The sequence below is a fragment of the Salmonella sp. FC25216 genome, from assembly GCF_057751355.1.
The window spans coordinates 152,758-170,463 of the sequence record NZ_JBDGON010000005.1; the positions used below are offsets into that span (position 1 = coordinate 152,758).

Here is a 17,706-nt window from a genome sequence, read left to right on the forward strand (position 1 = left end):
TATGGCAATGCGTTGCCGCGCGGGTCGCGGCATCATTTTCAGGGAAGACATTCATTGGGATTTTTAAAGCAATCAACCTCATCACATGCTCGTCTAAATGTGCCTACGCTGGTGCAGGTTGCGGCTATGGCGATTATTTTGATTCGCGGTCTCGATGTGCTGATGATTATGCATACCCTCGGCATACGTGGGATGGGCGAGTTTATTCATCGCAGCGTGCAGACGTGGAGCTTAACCCTGGTCTTTCTGGCAAGCTTAGTATTGGTCTTTATTGAAATTTATTGCGCGTTTTCGCTGGTGAAAGGGCGTAGCTGGGCGCGCTGGGCGTACATGGCGACACAAATTATTGTGAGCGGCTATCTGTGGGCGGCTTCGTTGGGCTACGGGTATCCGGAGCTGTTTAGTATCGCGGGAGAATCGAAGCGTGATATCCTGCATTCACTGGTCATGCAAAAACTCCCCGATCTTTTAATTCTGTTTCTGCTGTTTATTCCCGCTCCCAGCCGTCGGTTCTTCCGGCTGCAATAATGTGTATAATCGTCGCCCCGGATAATATGAAGGTTTTTTGGTATGCAGTGCGCACTCTATGACGCGGGTCGCTGCCGTTCCTGTCAATGGATTACGCAGCCGGTTAACGAGCAACTTTCCGCAAAAACAGCCGATTTACATCGTTTGCTGACCGGACTGCCTGTTGAACAGTGGTGTGCGCCGATTGGCGGCCCGGAGCAGGGTTTCCGTAATAAAGCGAAAATGGTCGTGAGCGGTAGTGTAGAAAAACCGCTATTCGGGATGCTGCATCGCGACGGTACGCCGGTTGATCTTTGCGGCTGCCCGCTGTATCCCGCTTCCTTTGCCCCCGTGTTCAGCGCGCTAAAACCCTTTATCGCCCGCGCCGGGCTCACGCCTTATAACGTGGCGCGAAAACGCGGCGAACTGAAATACCTGTTGCTGACGGAAAGTCAATTTGATGGCGGCATGATGCTACGCTTCGTGTTGCGTTCAGAAAACAAGCTCAGGCAACTGCGCGCGGCGTTACCGAGGCTGCGCGAGCAACTGCCGCAGCTCAGGGTGATTACCGCGAATATTCAGCCGGTACATATGGCGATTATGGAAGGAGAGACGGAAATCTACCTGACGGATCAGCAGGCGCTGGCGGAACGTTTTAACGATGTGCCGCTGTGGGTTCGCCCGCAAAGTTTCTTTCAAACTAACCCTACGGTTGCCAGCCGATTATATGCGACGGCGCGCGACTGGGTAGGGCAATTGCCGGTACGCCATATGTGGGATCTTTTTTGCGGAGTGGGCGGATTCGGCCTGCACTGCGCGACGCCGCAGATGCAATTAACCGGTATTGAGATCGCGCCGGAGGCGATTGCCTGCGCGAAGCAATCTGCGGCCGAGCTGGGATTAACCCGCCTTCATTTCCAGGCGCTGGATTCCACCCAGTTCGCCACCGCACAAGGCGAAACGCCCGATCTGGTGTTGGTGAATCCTCCCCGCCGCGGCATTGGCAAGCCGTTGTGCGATTACCTTGCACAAATGGCACCGCGTTTTATCATTTATTCAAGCTGTAACGCAAAGACAATGGCGCAGGATATTCGCCATCTGCCGAACTACCGTATTCAACGTGTTCAGCTTTTCGATATGTTCCCCCATACCGCGCATTATGAAGTGTTAACATTGCTTTGCAGGCTGTAGCGCCAGAAGTTATGCATACAAAATATCTATACTAACTGTTTAATTATCCATAAATAATAATAACCATAATCGATCGATAAAAAACACCGATCGATCATGGTTATATATTGCTCTATTTTTGCAAATCAAATCACAAATAGTCACTTTAAATCTTTCAATGACTATTTTTGATTATTACAGTGCGTATAAGGCAAAATGAGATAAGGCGGTTTATCGAATAAATTTTAATAGCATCAGCGAAGCAATACGTAACGTCAGTAAAGGGGTCAATTATGACAACGAATAGGTACGCTTATGGAGGGCGTTCAGATGATGTTTGCCAAATTTATAGATGTTATTCAAACGTTTTTAACTGAACCTGCAATATTAATTGGGATATTAGTCGGTATTGGCTATACACTGGATAAAAAGACGCCTATAAAAATTATTACCGGTATGATCAGCGCGATGGTCGGTTTGATGATGGTGCTATTTGGCGGCTTTCAATTTTCAGCTACTTTTAAACCGGTTGCAGTGGCAGTAAGTAAGGCTTATGGCGTGCATGGATACTTAATGGATTCATACGCGATGAAAGCCGCGACGCAAATAGCTCTGGGTGATAATTTCGGTTATGTCGGATACGTTTTTGTACTGGCGTTTTTTACTAACCTGGTATTAGTTTTATTCGGGCGTTATACCGGTGCAAAAGGTATATTTCTTACCGGCAATACCGGGGTCTCTCATTCGCAAGCGGTACTGTGGTTAATCGTCTTCTGGCTGGGTTTCGGTTGGGTGCAATCAATTGTGATTGCCGGGATATTGACCGGGGTATTTTGGGCGTTTTCAACCACGCTCATTGTTAAGCCCATCGCCAAAGTGACCAATAACGCAGGTTTTACCATCGCGCATAACCAGATGCTGGGACTGTGGTTTTTCTCGAAATTCGCGCATAAATTCGGCGATCCGCAAAAGCATGATGCTGAAAACCTGAAACTTCCCGGTTGGTTAGCTATTTTTAACCACAATGTTACGGCAATCGCCATTGTGATGACGCTCTTCGTTGGTGGTTTTTTACTGGCGACAGGGATCGATAACGTACAGCTAATGGCGAAAGGCAAACCCTGGTATATCTATATTATCAATCTGGGCCTGCAATTCTCTATGTATATGGTCATCTTGCTGCAGGGCGTGCGGATGATGGTGGGTGAAATTAATGGCTCGTTTAAAGGATGGCAGGATCGCTTTATTCCTAACGCCATACCGGCTGTGGATGTTGCTGCCTTATTACCTTTCTCGCCGAACGCGGCCACTCTGGGATTCGTCTTTTGTACCTTCGGCACGATTTTTTCCATGGGCATTCTGCTGCTCACTCATAGCCCTATTATGGTATTGCCTGGTTTTGTTCCACTCTTCTTTTCCGGCGGTCCAATCGGCGTATTAGCCAACCGGATGGGGGGATATCGTTCCGTTATTATTTGTACTTTCTTGTTAGGAATTATTCAGACTTTCGGTACGGTATGGGCCATTCCTTTAAGCGGGCTGGCAAAAGAAGGTGTGGGCTGGACGGGAATATTTGACTGGGCAACTTTGTGGCCGGCGATTTGTGAATTACTGAAATTTATTGCTTCAACGTTCCATCTTGGTCCTTATTCCATTTAATTGATTCGGTTTATATAAAGGATTTTATTATGAAAGATTCTATAAATATTTTATTCGTATGTGGTTATGGCGTAGGTAGTAGCGTAATGCTACAGACTGTTGTTAAAAAAGCGCTAGTAAAATATAACTTCTCTTTTGCTATGGAACATACGGCGGCAGGAGAGGTCGGTGGATTTACCGACTGGGCTGATATTTATGCAATTTCGAAAAAATTGCTTGATGTTGTCAGCCTCGATCCTAAACACGGACAATATCTCATTCCCATTGAAAATATCATGGATGGTGAATCAATAGGTAAACAGATTTACGACGTGGTAGAGAAAAATTTTCCGCACCTGCTCAACAAATGAGGGTGAGTCATGAAAGCGATTATTCTGCTGTTTGACAGTCTGAATAAAAACTATTTGCCGCCCTATGGCGATTTACTAACAAAAGCGCCTAATTTTCAACGTTTGGCGACACATGCCGCCACCTTTGACAATAGTTATGTCGGCAGTATGCCCTGCATGCCAGCCCGTCGGGAGCTGCACACCGGGCGCTATAATTTCCTGCATCGTGAGTGGGGGCCGCTGGAACCCTTTGATGATTCTATGCCGGAATTACTGAAAAAAGCGGGTATCTACACCCATCTTATCAGCGATCACTTGCATTACTGGGAAGATGGCGGCGGTAACTACCATAACCGCTATAGCTCCTGGGACGTAGTGCGCGGGCAGGAGGGCGACCACTGGAAGGCGAGCGTTGGCGAGCCGCCCATTCCGGAAGTGCTGCGCATCCCACAAAAACAAACCGGAGGCGGTGTTTCCGGGTTGTGGCGTCAAGACTGGGCAAATCGCGAATATATTCAGCAGGAAGCCGATTTTCCTCAGACAAAAGTTTTTGACGCCGGGTGCGATTTTATCCATAAAAATCATGCCGAAGATAATTGGTTATTGCAGGTTGAGACGTTCGATCCGCATGAACCGTTTTATACCACCGAGGAATATTTATCGCTCTATGACGATGAGTGGCAAGGCCCACACTATGACTGGCCGCGTGGCAAAGTCAGTGAAAGTGAGGAGGCGATTGCGCATATTCGCTGTCGTTATCGGGCCCTGGTTTCCATGTGCGACCGCAATCTGGGACGCATTCTTGATCTTATGGATGAACGCAATCTTTGGCGCGATACGATGCTGATTGTCGGTACCGATCACGGCTTCTTACTGGGAGAGCACGGCTGGTGGGCTAAAAATCAGATGCCCTATTATAACGAGGTGGCGAATAGCCCGCTGTTTATCTGGGACCCGCGCAGCGCGGTATGCGGAGCGCGACGGCAATCGTTGGTACAGATGATTGACTGGGCACCAACGCTACTGGATTATTTTCAGCAACCCATTCCCGCGGACGTTCAGGGACAAGCGTTGGCGAAAGTGATTGCCAGTAATGAATCCGTCAGGGAAGGCGCGCTGTTTGGCGTGTTTAGCGGGCATGTCAATGTTACCGACGGACGCTACGTTTACATGCGGGCCGCACAGCCGGGGCGTGAGCATGATATTGCGAACTACACGTTAATGCCGATCAAGATGAATGCGCGTTATGACGTGGATGAACTGGGAAAATTATCTTTGGCACCTCCGTTTAACTTTACTAAAGGGCTTCAGGTATTACGTATTCCGGCCAGGGAAAAATATAAAGGTGTGAATAGCTTTGGTCATCTCTTGTTTGATCTCAGAGACGATCCGCAGCAGCAACATCCCATTCGTGATGAGGCCATCGAAGCAAGGATGATCAACTTACTTATTCGCTTGATGAAAGAAAATGATGCCCCGGCGGAGCAGTATCGCCGTCTGGGTCTGGACATTGCCTAAGAACGTTACAACGTTGTAAGCCGGGTACGCGTCAGCGCCACCCGGCAGGTATTAGTGCGAATCGCCTGTTGATGCAGGCGATTGAGACTGATGACAAATTATAGAATGCCCGATGGTGCTGCGCTTATCAGGCCTGGATGATTTCCTGATTGCGACCCGTGGGCTGAATAAGGCATTTACGCTGTCATTTGGCAATACGATGGGCTAATAACATGCGTCTTACTGCGGGAACCACTGATCGCTGATTTTCTGATAAGTGCCGTCCGCTTTAATGGCCGTCAGCGCATTATTCAGTTTTTCCAGCAGCGCTTTATTGTCCGGACGCACCGCGATGCCAAGCCCGGTGCCGAAGTATTGCGGGTCAGTCACTTTCTCTGTTGCCGGACCCAGTTGCGGATTCGTTTTCAGCCACTCATTGACCACTGCGGTATCGCCAAAGACGCCGTCAATACGGCCATTTTTCAGGTCGATAATCGCATTCTGGTAGCTATCGTAGGCCACGGTTTTGACCTCCGGATGTTTATCCTGGAGATATTTCTGATGCGTGGTGCCGTTTTCCATACCGATACGCTTACCTTTTAGGTCGGCAAAGGTTTTATACGTCTCTTTTTTCGCAATCACCAGCGCGGAGTTTGCATAATAGGGGTTGCTAAAGGCGACCTGTTTGCTGCGCTCCGGGGTAATGTCCATTCCGGAAATTACCGCATCATATTTTCTGAATTTCAGCGCCGGGATAAGGCTATCGAAAGCATGATTGGTAAAAGTACATTCTGCCTGCATTTGTTTGCATAATGCGGTCGCCAGATCGATATCAAAGCCCACAATTTTATTGCTCGCATCCAGGGATTCAAACGGTGGATAGGTGGCGGAAACACCGAAATTGATTTTTTCAGCGGCGATGCTGCCAGTGGCAAAAGAGGCGAGTAATGCAGCCAGAACTAACTTTTTCATGATGTCACTCCCGTAATCTTATGATTATGCGCCGTATCTGCGGCATAGATTTACAATGCCATTATTTGAATTTATATGCAATATAAATGATTAAATATTTTATTGAGAATAAAAAAAGACGGACAGGTTAACCACTTGTCCGTCTGATTTATTCAATATTATGCATCGGAGACTTGATAATCGCAGCGCCATTAGACAATTGCCGGATGGCGGCGCGAACGTCTTATCCTGCCTGGTTAATTGCGCCGCTCAAACGCCAGGGCTTTACGCTCAATCAAACGCATCATCAGCGTCAATAGACCGTTGACGACCAGGTAAATTACGCCTGCCGCGCCAAATACCATCACATCGTAGGTGCGACCATAGAGCAATTGACTGTAACCCATGACTTCCATCAAGGTGATGGTATAGGCCAGCGAGGTACTTTTGAAGACCAGTACCACCTCATTAGAGTAAGAGGAGAGGGCGCGTTTAAACGCATAGGGCAACAAAATCGCCAGCGTATCTTTTTTACTCATCCCCAGCGCGCCGCAGGACTGCCACTGACCTTCCGGAATCGCGCGAATCGCGCCATAAAATAGCTGCGTGGTGTAAGCGGCGCTGTTTAGCGACAACGCGATCAGCGCGCATAGCCACGGTTCAGACAGTAGATGCCAGAGTATTGGATACTCTTGCAGCGTCGGGAATTGGCCGGGTCCGTAGTAGATCAGAAAAATTTGCACCAACAACGGCGTGCCGGTAAACAACGTGATATAGCCGCGCACCAGCCACACCACGAACGGCGTTTTTAGCGTCAGGATGATGGTAAAAACTAACGCCAGCACCAGAGCGACGGCAATAGAAGCCACGGTCAACGTCAGGCTGGTGTGTAGCCCTTTTAGCAGTTCAGGTAAATACTCAAGCATTAGTTCGGCCTCCGCTCAAAACGTGTCGCGCGCAGGTCTATGCGTTTGAGAATGTACTGACTGATCAGCGTAATGACCAGGTAAATAGCCGCCGCAATAATGTACCAGTTAAACGGTTCCTGGGTGCGGGTGGCAATACTTTTTGTCTGCAACATCAGATCGTTAACGCTGATAAGGCTGACCAGAGCCGTATCTTTTAGCAACACCAGCCACTGATTACCCAGCCCTGGCAGGGCGTGACGCCACATCTGCGGCATCACCAGACGGAAAAAAATCGCCGTCTTTGATAATCCCAGTGCCTGACCCGACTCCCACTGACCCGACGGAACGGCTTTCAACGCGCCGCGTAGCGTCTGCGACGCATAGGCCGCATACAGCAGGGACAACGCAATCACACCGCACAGGAAAGGACTGACATCAAAGTTCTCAATCTCCATTTGCACTGGGATCTGTGCAAAGCCGAGATGGAGGGTAAACCCGTCAGACAGCGTAAGCAGGAGCTGCGAGGAGCCGAAATAGATAAACAGCACCACCAGAATTTCCGGCAGGCCGCGCAAAATAGTAACCAGCGCGGAACCCATCCAGGCAATCGGGCGCCATTTTACGGACTCCCAGACGGCAAAGAACATGGCTAACGCGAGGCCAATGATCAGCGCGCAGACGGCAAGGCCGACGGTCATCCCGGCGGCGCTTGCTAAAGGAAAAAATTCGTTCATCAAAGATTACTTCTGGAACCATTTGTTATAGATGGTCTCGTAAGTCCCATCTTTCTTCACTTTTTCCAGCGCAGTATTGAATTTCTGCTGCAGCTCGGTGTTGCCCTGGCGTACCGCGATACCCAGACCAGTGCCGAAATAATCTTTATCGGTGACTTTATCGCCGACCGGTGCCAGCTTAGGATTGGCTTTCAGCCATTCGGTCACGACCGCCGTGTCGCCGAAAACGGCGTCGATACGGCCATTTTGTAGATCCAGCTTCGCGTTCTGATAGCTGTCATACGGTACGGTGGTGATTTCCGGATGTTTATCCATGATGAATTTCTGGTGCGTCGTACCGTTCTGTACGCCGACTTTCTTACCTTTCAGTTGATCGACGCTGGTATATTTACCCTGCTGACCAATAAACAGCGCGGAGTTGTCGTAATATGGCGTAGTAAACAGCACCTGCTTTTCACGTTCCGGCGTGATATCCATTCCCGCCATTACAGCGTCGAAGCGGCGGAATTTCAGGCTGGGGATCAGGCTGTCGAACGCCTGATTGGTAAAGGTACAGGTGGCGTCGATCTCTTTACATAACGCGTTGGCCAGGTCGACGTCAAAGCCGACAATCTTGTTATTAGCATCCATCGATTCGAACGGAGGATAGGACGCTTCGGTCGCAAAACGAATGGTCTGGGCTGCTGTAGCGGAAAGGCTAAAGCCTGCAATTAGCGCGGCAATCAGAACTTTTTTCATTGTCATTGTCCCGAATCTTAGTGAGAGAGATAGTTTTTGAATGCTTCGGTCTGAGGGTGGGCAAAGCAACCCGCATCACCGTGCTCGACGATGTGACCATTTTCCATATAAATCACACGACTGGCGGTCTTACGCGCCACTTCGACTTCATGCGTAACGATCACCTGAGTAATGTTCGTTTCTGCCAGTTCATGAATAATACTGACGATTTGAGCAGTAATTTCCGGGTCCAGCGCGGCGGTCGGTTCATCAAACAGCAGCACCTGCGGTTCCATCATCAGCGCGCGGGCAATCGCGACGCGCTGCTGCTGACCGCCGGAAAGGTGCAACGGATAACGATCGCTATATGGCTTCAGACGCAGACGCTCCAGCAGCTTTTCTGCGCGCGCCAGCGCCTGATCTTTTGTCAGACCCAGTACGCGGCAGGGCGCTTCAATCAGATTCTGCACAACGGTGAGATGCGGCCAAAGATTATATTGCTGAAAGACCATTCCAACATTTTGACGCAGCTCACGAATCGCCTTATCGGACGGCGTTTTCGTAAAGTCAAAATGGTTCCCGGCGATAGTCAGAGTGCCGGAGCGCGGCATCTCAAGCAGATTGAGTACACGCAGCAGCGAACTTTTACCCGCCCCGCTTGGGCCAAGCAACACCAGCGTTTCGCCTTCGGGGCAATCCAGCGTGATATCGAACAGCGCCTGATGCGCGCCGTAAAAGCAATTAATGCCGTTTAATTGAATACTCATTGACACTCGTATACTGGCAGTCTGATAGCTATTGAAGCCGCAGATAGTACCTTTGACAGAATAGTTATGCAATATTTATGCGTTAAAAGTTAAATATATCCCACATTCTTCCCTAAACATAGCACAAAATAGCAGGAGGGATAGACGGTAAGAAGAATTGTCGGCATTCCGTGCAGAATGCCAGACAATTTACGGGGGTTATGAGTGCAAAAGCGGGGAATACTGTCTGTTAACGGTTTTCTATCGACTGGCGTAGCGTACCGGCAGGGGCATGGACATTTCCGCCCAGATAGCGAACGTCGTCAATCACCCAGCATGAGCCTTCGTGAATCATAAGCACTTCATCTTGCCAGCTTTGATCGCCCTGTTTTAACGCCACCCGCAGAGGAATATTGCGCGCATCTCGGTTCGGAATGGTTGATGCGCTGGCGACGTTGGCGCTATCCGGCAGCGTAGCGCGGCTGGAGAACGGATCGCTGCTCATCAACTGACGGTGTTCCGTATCGCGGCTGGCGTCGGTCAACAATTTCGCCAGGTTATCGCTCAAGTAAGGGCGAAGCGCGGTGATATCGTTGCTGTGGTGTTGAATACGGTAGTCGTAAAATTGTTGAGCCACGCTGTCCGGGCCACCTTCTACACACGCGCCGATACGCGGGCCATTATCTTTGTAGGCGGGAGTGACGGTCGTACAGGCGCTAAGCAGAAGCGCGCACGGGATGAGCAAAGAGAGTTTAGAATAGCGCATGATGATTTCCTTATAGGCGATCGAGCAAAAACCGATCTACGATAATCAATTATATCCTTTCAATGATAGCGTATCAGCTTGATAATGCGTTTGAGATCGTGTGCTTAGCTAACCCGGGAGATTCACTATGCAGTTTTCAACTACCCCAACGCTGGAAGGACAAAGCATCGTAGAGTATTGCGGTGTGGTGACGGGCGAAGCCATTTTAGGCGCTAATATTTTCCGCGATTTTTTCGCCGGCATTCGGGATATCGTCGGCGGACGTTCCGGCGCGTATGAGAAAGAGCTGCGTAAAGCGCGTGAAATCGCTTTTCAGGAACTTGGCGAGCAGGCTAAAGCGTTGGGCGCCGATGCCGTTGTGGGCATTGATATTGATTACGAAACCGTCGGCAAGGATGGCAGTATGCTCATGGTCAGCGTCAGCGGAACGGCGGTGAAAACGCGCCGATGAAAGCGCTACTGTGGCTGGTCAGTCTCGCGTTGCTCCTAACGGGTTGCGCGAGCGAAAAAGGGATTATCGACAAAGGCGGATATCAGCTTGATACCCGACATCGGGCGCAGGCGGCTTATCCGCGCATTAAAGTCCTGGTTATTCACTATACGGCGGAAAACTTTGACGTTTCGCTGGCGACGTTAACGGGTCGCAACGTTAGTTCGCATTACCTGATTCCCGCGATCCCGCCATTATATGGCGGTAAACCGCGCATCTGGCAACTGGTGCCGGAACAGGATCAGGCCTGGCATGCGGGCGTCAGTTTCTGGCGAGGCGCCACGCGTCTCAATGATACGTCTATTGGCATTGAGCTGGAAAATCGCGGCTGGCGAATGTCCGGCGGGGTGAAATCTTTCGCGCCGTTTGAATCCGCGCAAATTCAGGCATTAATTCCGTTAGCGAAGGACATTATCGCGCGCTATGACATCAAGCCGCAGAACGTGGTGGCCCATGCGGATATCGCGCCGCAGCGTAAAGATGATCCCGGCCCGCGCTTCCCGTGGCGCGAGTTGGCGGCGCAGGGTATTGGCGCCTGGCCTGACGCCCAGCGTGTGGCGTTTTATCTGGCCGGACGCGCGCCGTATACGCCAGTCGATACCGCAACGATGCTTGCGTTACTCTCGCGCTATGGCTATGAAGTCAAAGCCGATATGACGGCGCGCGAGCAGCAACGGGTGATTATGGCGTTCCAGATGCACTTCCGTCCGGCGCAATGGAACGGTATCGCAGATGCCGAAACGCAGGCGATTGCCGAAGCATTACTGGAGAAGTACGGCCAGGATTAACGCGGTAAATTTCCGTGATCGCGCAGCCAGGCGGCGGTGCGCTCAATGCCTTCGTCCAGCGTGACGATGGGCTGGTAGCCCAGTTCGTCCTGCGCGCGAGTCGTATCGAGCGTAAAGTCAAAATTCAGTTTTGACACGCCATAATGCGTTAGCGGGGGCTCTTTGGCGGATTTTTTGCCGAAGCGCTCCATACTGCGGGCGATCATATCCAGCATCGGGTAAGGCACAGAGCGAATGCGGCAGTCGATAGTGAGTTCATCAATTAACTTTTGTACGATGCTGCGTAAGGTGCGATTTTCACCGTTAGTGATGTTATAAGCGCGGCCAGAAGGCAGATGATCGCAACCCGGCAGGCTGGCCAGCCACATGGCGTGGATCGCATTTTCATAATAGGTCATATCGACCAGCGCGCTGCCCCCGTGCGGTAATAAGACGCTACCGTAATGGTGCATCATATGCGCCAGACGCGGGATAAATACTTTATCGTGCGGGCCAAACAGGCTTTGCGGACGCAATACCGTAAAACGTGTTTGCGGATTGGCCTGCGCCAGCAGATTAATCACCTCTTCGCCGGCGGCTTTGCTGCGGGCGAACTCATTAGCAAACCGATGTGGACGGAAATCTTCTTTGATATCACGGTGATGGTGGTAATCAAAATAGAGCGAGGGAGAGGAGATATGAATAAAATTACGCACACCCCAGGCGACTGCCCATTCACCCAGACGGCGAGTGGCGCGAACATTCGCCAGATCGAAAGCTTGTTGGGTTCCCCAGGGCGAGGTAAAGCTGGAGCAGTGCCACAACGTGTCGATTCCGGCGAGCATCACCTTAGCCTGTGAGGAGACCAGTTCGGTTAAGTCCGCATGGACGAATTCCGCGCCCATTTTTTCAAGCAACTTACCCATCGCTTCATTGCGACCCGTCGCTCTGACGCTGATGCCTTTATTGCGCAAAAATTCAACCGCGTTTCGACCTAAGCCGCTGGTGGCGCCGGTAACCAGTACCTTCATATCAATCCACTGTGTTTAATAAACCGTCGTGCGCATTCTTCCGTGAATTACGTCTGTATGCAATGGGAAACATGAAAGAATACAGCAAGTTTTTCTCATTTTTCTGTGATTTGTTCTGCAAGTCTGGCAATACGCTTTGCCATTCCCCGGAAAATAAACAGGTGCGCCGGGATCATCAGTAGCCAGTAAATCAGGCCCGGCATTCCGTGTGGATGCCACCAGGCGCGCACGTCAATTTCGCGATAGCGGCCTTTATCGTGCAGCGTGAAGCTAAGCCGCCCCAGACCCGGCGCTTTCATGCCAAACAAGAGCGTGAGCTGTTTTTCTGGTTCGACAATGATCACTTTCCAGCTATCTACCGTATCGCCAGGCTTGAGAAAGGGATGCGACGGGCGGCCTTTCGCCAGTTTATGCCCCACCAGACGGTCCATCGCGGCGCGCGTCTTCCACAAAATATTGCCGAAAAAATAGCCCTCTTTGCCGCCCAGCCGGTTTACGACCTGCCACAGCGCCGATAGGCTGGCCGGAGTCTGCGCGGTAAAGCCCGCCTGCTTTGGAAAATAGCCGTATTCGGGACGCCAGCGGGCGAAGGCCAGCGCGTCGTAGCCCCAGTCGCTGGAGTTCACCAGTTTTTCTTCTTCTTTCAGCGTGCGGCGAACAGCGTCGTCAAAGGTGATAAGCGTTTGGGGGATCAACGTTTTTAACGCGGCGTCATCGGCCAGCAAATCGTACCTTAACCCCTGGATTAACGCTTTTGCGGTAGTCGGCGGCACGGAGGTAATGACGTTTAAAAACCAGACCGAAATCCAGCGGGTCGGAAAAGGAACCGGGATCAGCGGACGCCGTTTACCGCTGACCGCCATAAAACGTTCAAACTGCTGCTGATAGCTTAATACCTGCGGCCCGGCGGCTTCCAGAATGCGGTGCTCGCACGAGGGATGGTCCAGTAAGCCGACCAGGTAGTTGAGTAAATTTTCCAGGGCGATAGGCGTGGTGCGCGAACGCACCCAGCGTGGCGGCGTGAGTATTGGCAGGTTGTAAACCATGTCACGCATGACTTCGAAGGCGGCGGAGCCTGCACCGACGATGATCCCGGCGCGTAATTCCGTCACCGGTACGCCCGCGTCGCGCAGCGTGTCAGCCGTAAGCTGGCGGGCGCGCAGGTGATCGGATTGCTCATGCTCCGGTGCCTGCAATGAACTGAGGAAAATAAGTTGTTTAACCGGCATCTGGCGCAGCGCGTCGCGCACATTGAGCGCCGCCTGGCGCTCATGGGCGATAAAATCGCCGCCTTCCCCCATGCCGTGTACCAGATAGTAAACGGTATCAATGTCGCGAAGCAGCGCGGGTAAATTCTCCGGCCAGTGCAGATCGACCTTATGACAACTGACGTTGGCAAGGCGCTGTTTTTCCAGACGTTCGACGCGCCGCGCCGCTGCCCGCACCTGATGCCCTTGCTGACTTAGCGCAAAGACCAGGTGCTGGCCGATATAGCCGCTGGCGCCGAGAACCAGAATGCGTTGCGCCACGTTGCTCTCCTTAGCGGGCTAAAAAGGCGCGCCAGTGGGCGACGACGTTGACAAGCTGCTCGCGAGAGACATCCAGATGCGTTACCAGACGCACAATCGGCGCGGCGTTAATCAGGATATTCCGTTCCCGCAAATAGTCGCCAAGCGCGGCGGCTTGTGCTTCGCCAACGCGAACAAATAGCATATTCGTTTCGTGGCGCATGACCTCCGCGCCCGCTTCGCGAAGCTGCTGCGCCAGCCAGGCGGCGTTATCATGATCCTCTTGCAGGCGCGTTACGTTATGCTTTAGCGCATACAGTCCGGCCGCTGCCAGAATCCCTGCCTGACGCATTCCGCCGCCGACCATTTTACGCCAGCGCGTCGCGCGTTTAATGTAGTCGCGGTTGCCGACCAGCAGCGAACCGACCGGCGTCCCGAGACCTTTTGACAGGCAGATGGTAAAAGAGTCGCAGTACTGCGTAATCTCTTTTAGCTCACAGCCGTAGGCGACCACCGCGTTAAAAATTCGGGCGCCGTCAACGTGCAGTGCCAGCCCACGTTCACGGGTAAACGTCCAGGCGTCTTTCAGATACGCACGCGGCAGCACTTTCCCATTATGCGTATTTTCCAGACTGAGCAAGCGCGTGCGCGCGAAGTGGATGTCATCCGCTTTAATCTTCGCCGCCACGGTCTCCAGCGGCAGCGTGCCGTCTGCGGCGGCATCGATGGGTTGCGGCTGAATGCTGCCGAGTACCGCAGCGCCGCCAGCTTCATAGAGATAATTATGCGCGCCCTGACCGACGATATACTCTTCGCCGCGTTCACAATGGCTAAGCAGAGCGACCAGATTGGCCTGGGTGCCGGTGGGTAAAAAAAGCGCCGCTTCTTTGCCGGAAAGGTCGGCAGCATAGTGCTGAAGGTCGTTAACGGTAGGGTCATCGCCGTATACGTCGTCCCCGACCGGGGCGGCCATCATAGCCTCAAGCATGGCGCGGCCCGGTCGGGTAACGGTATCACTGCGTAAATCAATCATGGCACATCCCTGGATTTTAAAAGGTGATGTGCACTGTTTTACCTTAGCCAGTTCGTTTTCGCCAGTTCGATCACTTCATCGCCGCGGCCGCTAATAATGGCGCGTAGCATGTACAGGCTAAATCCTTTAGCTTGTTCCAGTTTGATCTGTGGCGGGATCGCCAGCTCTTCTTTTGCCACGACCACGTCAACCAGTACCGGGCCGTCGATGGAAAACGCGCGCTGTAGCGCTCCGTCCACGTCTGCGGCTTTTTCCACGCGAATACCGGTAATGCCGCAGGCTTCGGCGATACGCGCGAAATTGGTGTCGTGCAGTTCCGTACCGTCGGTAAGGTAGCCGCCGGCTTTCATTTCCATCGCCACAAAGCCCAGCACGCTGTTATTAAAGACCACGATTTTTACCGGCAGCTTCATCTGTACCACCGAGAGAAAATCGCCCATCAGCATACTGAAGCCGCCATCGCCACACATCGCGATAACCTGACGGCCAGGCGCGGTGGCCTGAGCGCCGAGCGCTTGCGGCATGGCGTTGGCCATTGACCCGTGGTTAAACGAGCCCAGCAGGCGGCGCTTGCCGTTCATTTTTAGATAGCGGGCCGCCCAGACGGTCGGCGTACCGACATCGCAGGTAAAAATGGCGTCGTCAGCGGCGAAATGGCTAATTTGTTGCGCCAGATATTGCGGGTGGATGGCTTTATCGCTGAGTTTGGCTAAGTCATCCAGCCCCTTACGGGCGTCCCGATAGTGCTCCAGAGCTTTATCGAGGAATTTACGATCGCTTTTTTCTTCCACCAGCGGCAGCAGAGCGTGAAGCGTGGCTTTAATATCGCCCACCAGCGCCATGTCGACTTTGCTATGGGCGCCAATACTGCCTGGGTTGATGTCAATCTGAATGATTTTGGCATCGCTCGGATAAAAGGCGCGATAGGGAAACTGGGTGCCGAGCAGGATGAGCGTATCGGCGTTCATCATGGTGTGGAAGCCAGAAGAGAAGCCAATCAGGCCCGTCATTCCCACATCATAAGGGTTATCATACTCAACGTACTCTTTGCCACGCAGGGCATGAATGATTGGCGCTTTTAGTTTTGCCGCAAACTCGACCAACTCCTCATGCGCGCCCGCGCAGCCGCTACCGCACATCAATGCGATATTGCTGGAGTAGCGCAGCAGTTGCGCCAGTTTTTTCAGCTCTTCCTCCGCCGGCGTGACGAGGGGGTGCGGGGCATGATACCAGTGGGTGACGGCGTTTTCAGGCGCGGGTTTTAGCGCCACGTCGCCCGGAAGTACCACCACGGAGACGCCGCGGTTTAGCACCGCTTTGCGCATGGCGATGGCGAGTACCTGCGGGATCTGCTCCGGGCTGGAAACCAACTCGCAATAGTGGCTGCATTCACGGAACAACTCCTGCGGGTGGGTCTCCTGGAAATAACCACTGCCGATTTCACTGGACGGAATATGGGCGGCGATCGCCAGAACAGGGACGTGGTTACGGTGGCAGTCAAACAGGCCATTGATCAGGTGCAGGTTGCCGGGGCCGCATGAGCCGGCGCATACCGCCAGCTCGCCGGTAAGCTGCGCTTCCGCGCCGGCGGCGAAAGCGGCGACCTCTTCGTGGCGGGTTGGCATCCATTCAATGGTTCCCATACGATTAAGACTATCGCTCAGGCCGTTCAGGGAGTCGCCAGTGACGCCCCAGATTCGTTTTACGCCAGCCTGTTCCAGCGTTTTGGCGATAAAAGCTGCAACGGTTTGTTTCATGGTTTTCCATCTCCTTAAATGTGATAACGGTTACAAGTTTAGTTGAAGATGGCGATGACGTTTTTCTTTGGCGGAGAGAGAGGAGCGAAAGGATGAAGCGAGCGGCAAATCGCCCGGTGGCGCTAACGCTTACCGGGCCTATGATGGAACGTTTACCGATTATGCGAGAACAAGATCGCCCTGCGGATGGCAGGAGCAGGCCAGTACGTAACCTTCGGCGATCTCCGCCTCGCTCAGCGTCATGGTGCTGCTCACCGTATAGTCGCCGGAAACGACTTTGGTTTTACAGCAGCCGCAAACGCCTGCCCGGCAGGCAGCGGCAACCGGTACTTTATTACTCTCCAGCGCCTCCAACAGCGTAGTACCGACCGGGGCATAAAATTCCTGCGCTGGCTGTAGTTTGGTGAATTTCAGGCCGCTGGTTGCTGTTTCCGCCACCGGAGTGAAGAACTTCTCTTTAAAGAAGCGCGTTAGGCCAAGTGCTTTCACTTCCTGTTCGACGAAATCCATATAGGGCGCCGGGCCGCAGGTCATGATGGTGCGCGACGCCAAATCCGGTACGCGCTGTAACAATTCCGTGGTCAGACGGCCCGCAACAAAACCTTCCGTGGCATGATTTTCCGCCACTAGCGTGACCGGGTACTGCCGCCACTCGTCGGCGAAAATCACATCTTCCGGCGAGCGGACGTTAAAAATGACCTGTACGTCGGCCTGCGGGCGGTATTTCGCCAGCCAGCGACGCATCGACATGATTGGCGTCACGCCACAACCGGCGGCGAGTAGCAGAAACTTATCTTCTGTTTTATCGTCACAGGTAAAATCGCCCATTGCATCAGACAGCCAGATGTAATCACCGCGCTTGATGTCATGGGTCAACCACTGTGAACCCGTGCCATCTTTAATCCGACGAACGGTCAGCGTAATATATTCACTGACACCCGGCGTAGATGAAAGGGTGTAGGCGCGCAGCGTTTCCGCTGAGTTACGTACGCTCACCAGCGCATACTGCCCGGCGCGGTAAGGGTAGTAGTCATGGCATAATAGCGCAATCGTCCATACATCTGGTGTCTCCTGGCGGATGTGATGCACCTGCATTCGCCAGGGACATTGTGAGGCTGGCATCGTCATCATTGACC

Annotated in this window: 18 protein-coding genes; 7 read left to right on the forward strand and 11 right to left on the reverse strand. The window is 52.4% G+C overall.

What is annotated here, in order from left to right; translation table 11 throughout:
* The first annotated feature begins 54 nt into the window (after nucleotides 1–54).
* From AC3G3F_RS12060 to AC3G3F_RS12080, 5 genes are all read left to right on the forward strand, one after another.
* Nucleotides 55–528: a YbjO family protein gene (locus tag AC3G3F_RS12060; RefSeq protein ID WP_023246545.1), complete on the forward strand. Its 474-nt coding sequence runs from the start codon at nucleotides 55–57 to the stop codon at nucleotides 526–528.
* A gap of 42 nt (nucleotides 529–570) precedes the next feature.
* Nucleotides 571–1,698 carry a 23S rRNA (uracil(747)-C(5))-methyltransferase RlmC gene (gene rlmC / locus AC3G3F_RS12065; RefSeq protein ID WP_023246546.1) on the forward strand — a complete coding sequence of 376 codons (1,128 nt, stop codon included), beginning with the start codon at nucleotides 571–573 and terminating at the stop codon, nucleotides 1,696–1,698.
* A 294-nt stretch (nucleotides 1,699–1,992) separates the two neighbouring features.
* The gene (locus AC3G3F_RS12070; protein ID WP_053510038.1) at nucleotides 1,993–3,336 is read left to right on the forward strand and encodes a PTS sugar transporter subunit IIC; all 1,344 of its coding nucleotides are present in this window, start codon (nucleotides 1,993–1,995) and stop codon (nucleotides 3,334–3,336) included.
* 29 nt (nucleotides 3,337–3,365) lie between these two features.
* Complete coding sequence (locus tag AC3G3F_RS12075) at nucleotides 3,366–3,686, forward strand: PTS sugar transporter subunit IIB (RefSeq protein WP_488395053.1); 321 nt, start codon at nucleotides 3,366–3,368, stop codon at nucleotides 3,684–3,686.
* Nucleotides 3,687–3,695: 9 nt separating this feature from the next.
* Entirely contained in the window at nucleotides 3,696–5,183 is a 1,488-nt protein-coding gene (locus tag AC3G3F_RS12080; protein WP_023246549.1) for a sulfatase, read from the forward strand.
* A gap of 219 nt (nucleotides 5,184–5,402) precedes the next feature.
* Here the strand turns inward: AC3G3F_RS12080 and artJ are convergent, their stop codons facing one another.
* The 6 genes from artJ to AC3G3F_RS12110 all read right to left on the reverse strand — a co-directional run bounded on the left by artJ (nucleotide 5,403) and on the right by AC3G3F_RS12110 (nucleotide 9,984).
* The gene (gene artJ, locus AC3G3F_RS12085; protein WP_000737540.1) at nucleotides 5,403–6,134 is read right to left on the reverse strand and encodes an arginine ABC transporter substrate-binding protein ArtJ; all 732 of its coding nucleotides are present in this window, start codon (nucleotides 6,132–6,134) and stop codon (nucleotides 5,403–5,405) included.
* A 236-nt stretch (nucleotides 6,135–6,370) separates the two neighbouring features.
* Nucleotides 6,371–7,039 carry an arginine ABC transporter permease ArtM gene (artM, locus tag AC3G3F_RS12090; protein ID WP_023246551.1) on the reverse strand — a complete coding sequence of 223 codons (669 nt, stop codon included), beginning with the start codon at nucleotides 7,037–7,039 and terminating at the stop codon, nucleotides 6,371–6,373.
* Complete coding sequence (artQ, locus tag AC3G3F_RS12095; RefSeq protein WP_023246552.1) at nucleotides 7,039–7,755, reverse strand: arginine ABC transporter permease ArtQ; 717 nt, start codon at nucleotides 7,753–7,755, stop codon at nucleotides 7,039–7,041. Before artQ ends, artM begins: the two co-directional genes overlap by 1 nt.
* Before the next feature lie 6 nt (nucleotides 7,756–7,761).
* On the reverse strand, nucleotides 7,762–8,493 hold the full coding sequence (gene artI, locus AC3G3F_RS12100; RefSeq protein WP_053510036.1) for an arginine ABC transporter substrate-binding protein ArtI: 732 nt from the start codon (nucleotides 8,491–8,493) through the stop codon (nucleotides 7,762–7,764).
* Between the two features lie 17 nt (nucleotides 8,494–8,510).
* Nucleotides 8,511–9,239: an arginine ABC transporter ATP-binding protein ArtP gene (gene artP, locus AC3G3F_RS12105; protein WP_000027186.1), complete on the reverse strand. Its 729-nt coding sequence runs from the start codon at nucleotides 9,237–9,239 to the stop codon at nucleotides 8,511–8,513.
* Nucleotides 9,240–9,468: 229 nt separating this feature from the next.
* Nucleotides 9,469–9,984, reverse strand: a complete 516-nt coding sequence (locus tag AC3G3F_RS12110; protein ID WP_023246554.1) for a lipoprotein — start codon at nucleotides 9,982–9,984, stop codon at nucleotides 9,469–9,471.
* 127 nt (nucleotides 9,985–10,111) lie between these two features.
* Between AC3G3F_RS12110 and AC3G3F_RS12115 the strand changes: the two genes are divergently transcribed.
* Nucleotides 10,112–10,435 carry a heavy metal-binding domain-containing protein gene (locus tag AC3G3F_RS12115; protein ID WP_001160725.1) on the forward strand — a complete coding sequence of 108 codons (324 nt, stop codon included), beginning with the start codon at nucleotides 10,112–10,114 and terminating at the stop codon, nucleotides 10,433–10,435.
* Nucleotides 10,432–11,262 carry an N-acetylmuramoyl-L-alanine amidase gene (locus tag AC3G3F_RS12120; protein ID WP_023249466.1) on the forward strand — a complete coding sequence of 277 codons (831 nt, stop codon included), beginning with the start codon at nucleotides 10,432–10,434 and terminating at the stop codon, nucleotides 11,260–11,262. Before AC3G3F_RS12115 ends, AC3G3F_RS12120 begins: the two co-directional genes overlap by 4 nt.
* Here AC3G3F_RS12120 and AC3G3F_RS12125 read toward each other — a convergent pair.
* From AC3G3F_RS12125 to hcr, 5 genes are all read right to left on the reverse strand, one after another.
* A complete protein-coding gene (locus AC3G3F_RS12125; protein ID WP_023249467.1) occupies nucleotides 11,259–12,272 on the reverse strand; it encodes an NAD-dependent epimerase/dehydratase family protein in 1,014 nt (337 codons plus the stop codon). The genes AC3G3F_RS12120 and AC3G3F_RS12125 overlap by 4 nt on opposite strands.
* A gap of 95 nt (nucleotides 12,273–12,367) precedes the next feature.
* Complete coding sequence (locus tag AC3G3F_RS12130) at nucleotides 12,368–13,801, reverse strand: SDR family oxidoreductase (RefSeq protein WP_488395056.1); 1,434 nt, start codon at nucleotides 13,799–13,801, stop codon at nucleotides 12,368–12,370.
* Nucleotides 13,802–13,811: 10 nt separating this feature from the next.
* A complete protein-coding gene (gene ltaE / locus AC3G3F_RS12135) occupies nucleotides 13,812–14,813 on the reverse strand; it encodes a low-specificity L-threonine aldolase (RefSeq protein ID WP_053510030.1) in 1,002 nt (333 codons plus the stop codon).
* A 38-nt stretch (nucleotides 14,814–14,851) separates the two neighbouring features.
* A complete protein-coding gene (gene poxB, locus AC3G3F_RS12140) occupies nucleotides 14,852–16,570 on the reverse strand; it encodes a ubiquinone-dependent pyruvate dehydrogenase (RefSeq protein WP_053510028.1) in 1,719 nt (572 codons plus the stop codon).
* Nucleotides 16,571–16,729: 159 nt separating this feature from the next.
* Nucleotides 16,730–17,698, reverse strand: coding sequence for an NADH oxidoreductase (gene hcr, locus AC3G3F_RS12145; protein WP_023249471.1), 969 nt, complete (start codon nucleotides 17,696–17,698; stop codon nucleotides 16,730–16,732).
* Between the last annotated feature and the right edge of the window lie 8 nt (nucleotides 17,699–17,706).

Excerpts from the sequence above, each read along its gene's own strand:
- rlmC (WP_023246546.1), top strand. The coding sequence starts at position 571 with ATGCAGTGCGCACTCTATGACGCGGGTCGCTGCCGTTCCTGTCAATGG.
- AC3G3F_RS12070 (WP_053510038.1), top strand. The coding sequence starts at position 1,993 with ATGGAGGGCGTTCAGATGATGTTTGCCAAATTTATAGATGTTATTCAA.
- AC3G3F_RS12075 (WP_488395053.1), top strand. The coding sequence starts at position 3,366 with ATGAAAGATTCTATAAATATTTTATTCGTATGTGGTTATGGCGTAGGT.
- AC3G3F_RS12080 (WP_023246549.1), top strand. The coding sequence starts at position 3,696 with ATGAAAGCGATTATTCTGCTGTTTGACAGTCTGAATAAAAACTATTTG.
- artJ (WP_000737540.1), bottom strand. The coding sequence starts at position 6,134 with ATGAAAAAGTTAGTTCTGGCTGCATTACTCGCCTCTTTTGCCACTGGC.
- artM (WP_023246551.1), bottom strand. The coding sequence starts at position 7,039 with ATGCTTGAGTATTTACCTGAACTGCTAAAAGGGCTACACACCAGCCTG.
- artQ (WP_023246552.1), bottom strand. The coding sequence starts at position 7,755 with ATGAACGAATTTTTTCCTTTAGCAAGCGCCGCCGGGATGACCGTCGGC.
- artI (WP_053510036.1), bottom strand. The coding sequence starts at position 8,493 with ATGAAAAAAGTTCTGATTGCCGCGCTAATTGCAGGCTTTAGCCTTTCC.
- artP (WP_000027186.1), bottom strand. The coding sequence starts at position 9,239 with ATGAGTATTCAATTAAACGGCATTAATTGCTTTTACGGCGCGCATCAG.
- AC3G3F_RS12110 (WP_023246554.1), bottom strand. The coding sequence starts at position 9,984 with ATGCGCTATTCTAAACTCTCTTTGCTCATCCCGTGCGCGCTTCTGCTT.
- AC3G3F_RS12115 (WP_001160725.1), top strand. The coding sequence starts at position 10,112 with ATGCAGTTTTCAACTACCCCAACGCTGGAAGGACAAAGCATCGTAGAG.
- AC3G3F_RS12120 (WP_023249466.1), top strand. The coding sequence starts at position 10,432 with ATGAAAGCGCTACTGTGGCTGGTCAGTCTCGCGTTGCTCCTAACGGGT.
- AC3G3F_RS12125 (WP_023249467.1), bottom strand. The coding sequence starts at position 12,272 with ATGAAGGTACTGGTTACCGGCGCCACCAGCGGCTTAGGTCGAAACGCG.
- ltaE (WP_053510030.1), bottom strand. The coding sequence starts at position 14,813 with ATGATTGATTTACGCAGTGATACCGTTACCCGACCGGGCCGCGCCATG.
- poxB (WP_053510028.1), bottom strand. The coding sequence starts at position 16,570 with ATGAAACAAACCGTTGCAGCTTTTATCGCCAAAACGCTGGAACAGGCT.
- hcr (WP_023249471.1), bottom strand. The coding sequence starts at position 17,698 with ATGACGATGCCAGCCTCACAATGTCCCTGGCGAATGCAGGTGCATCAC.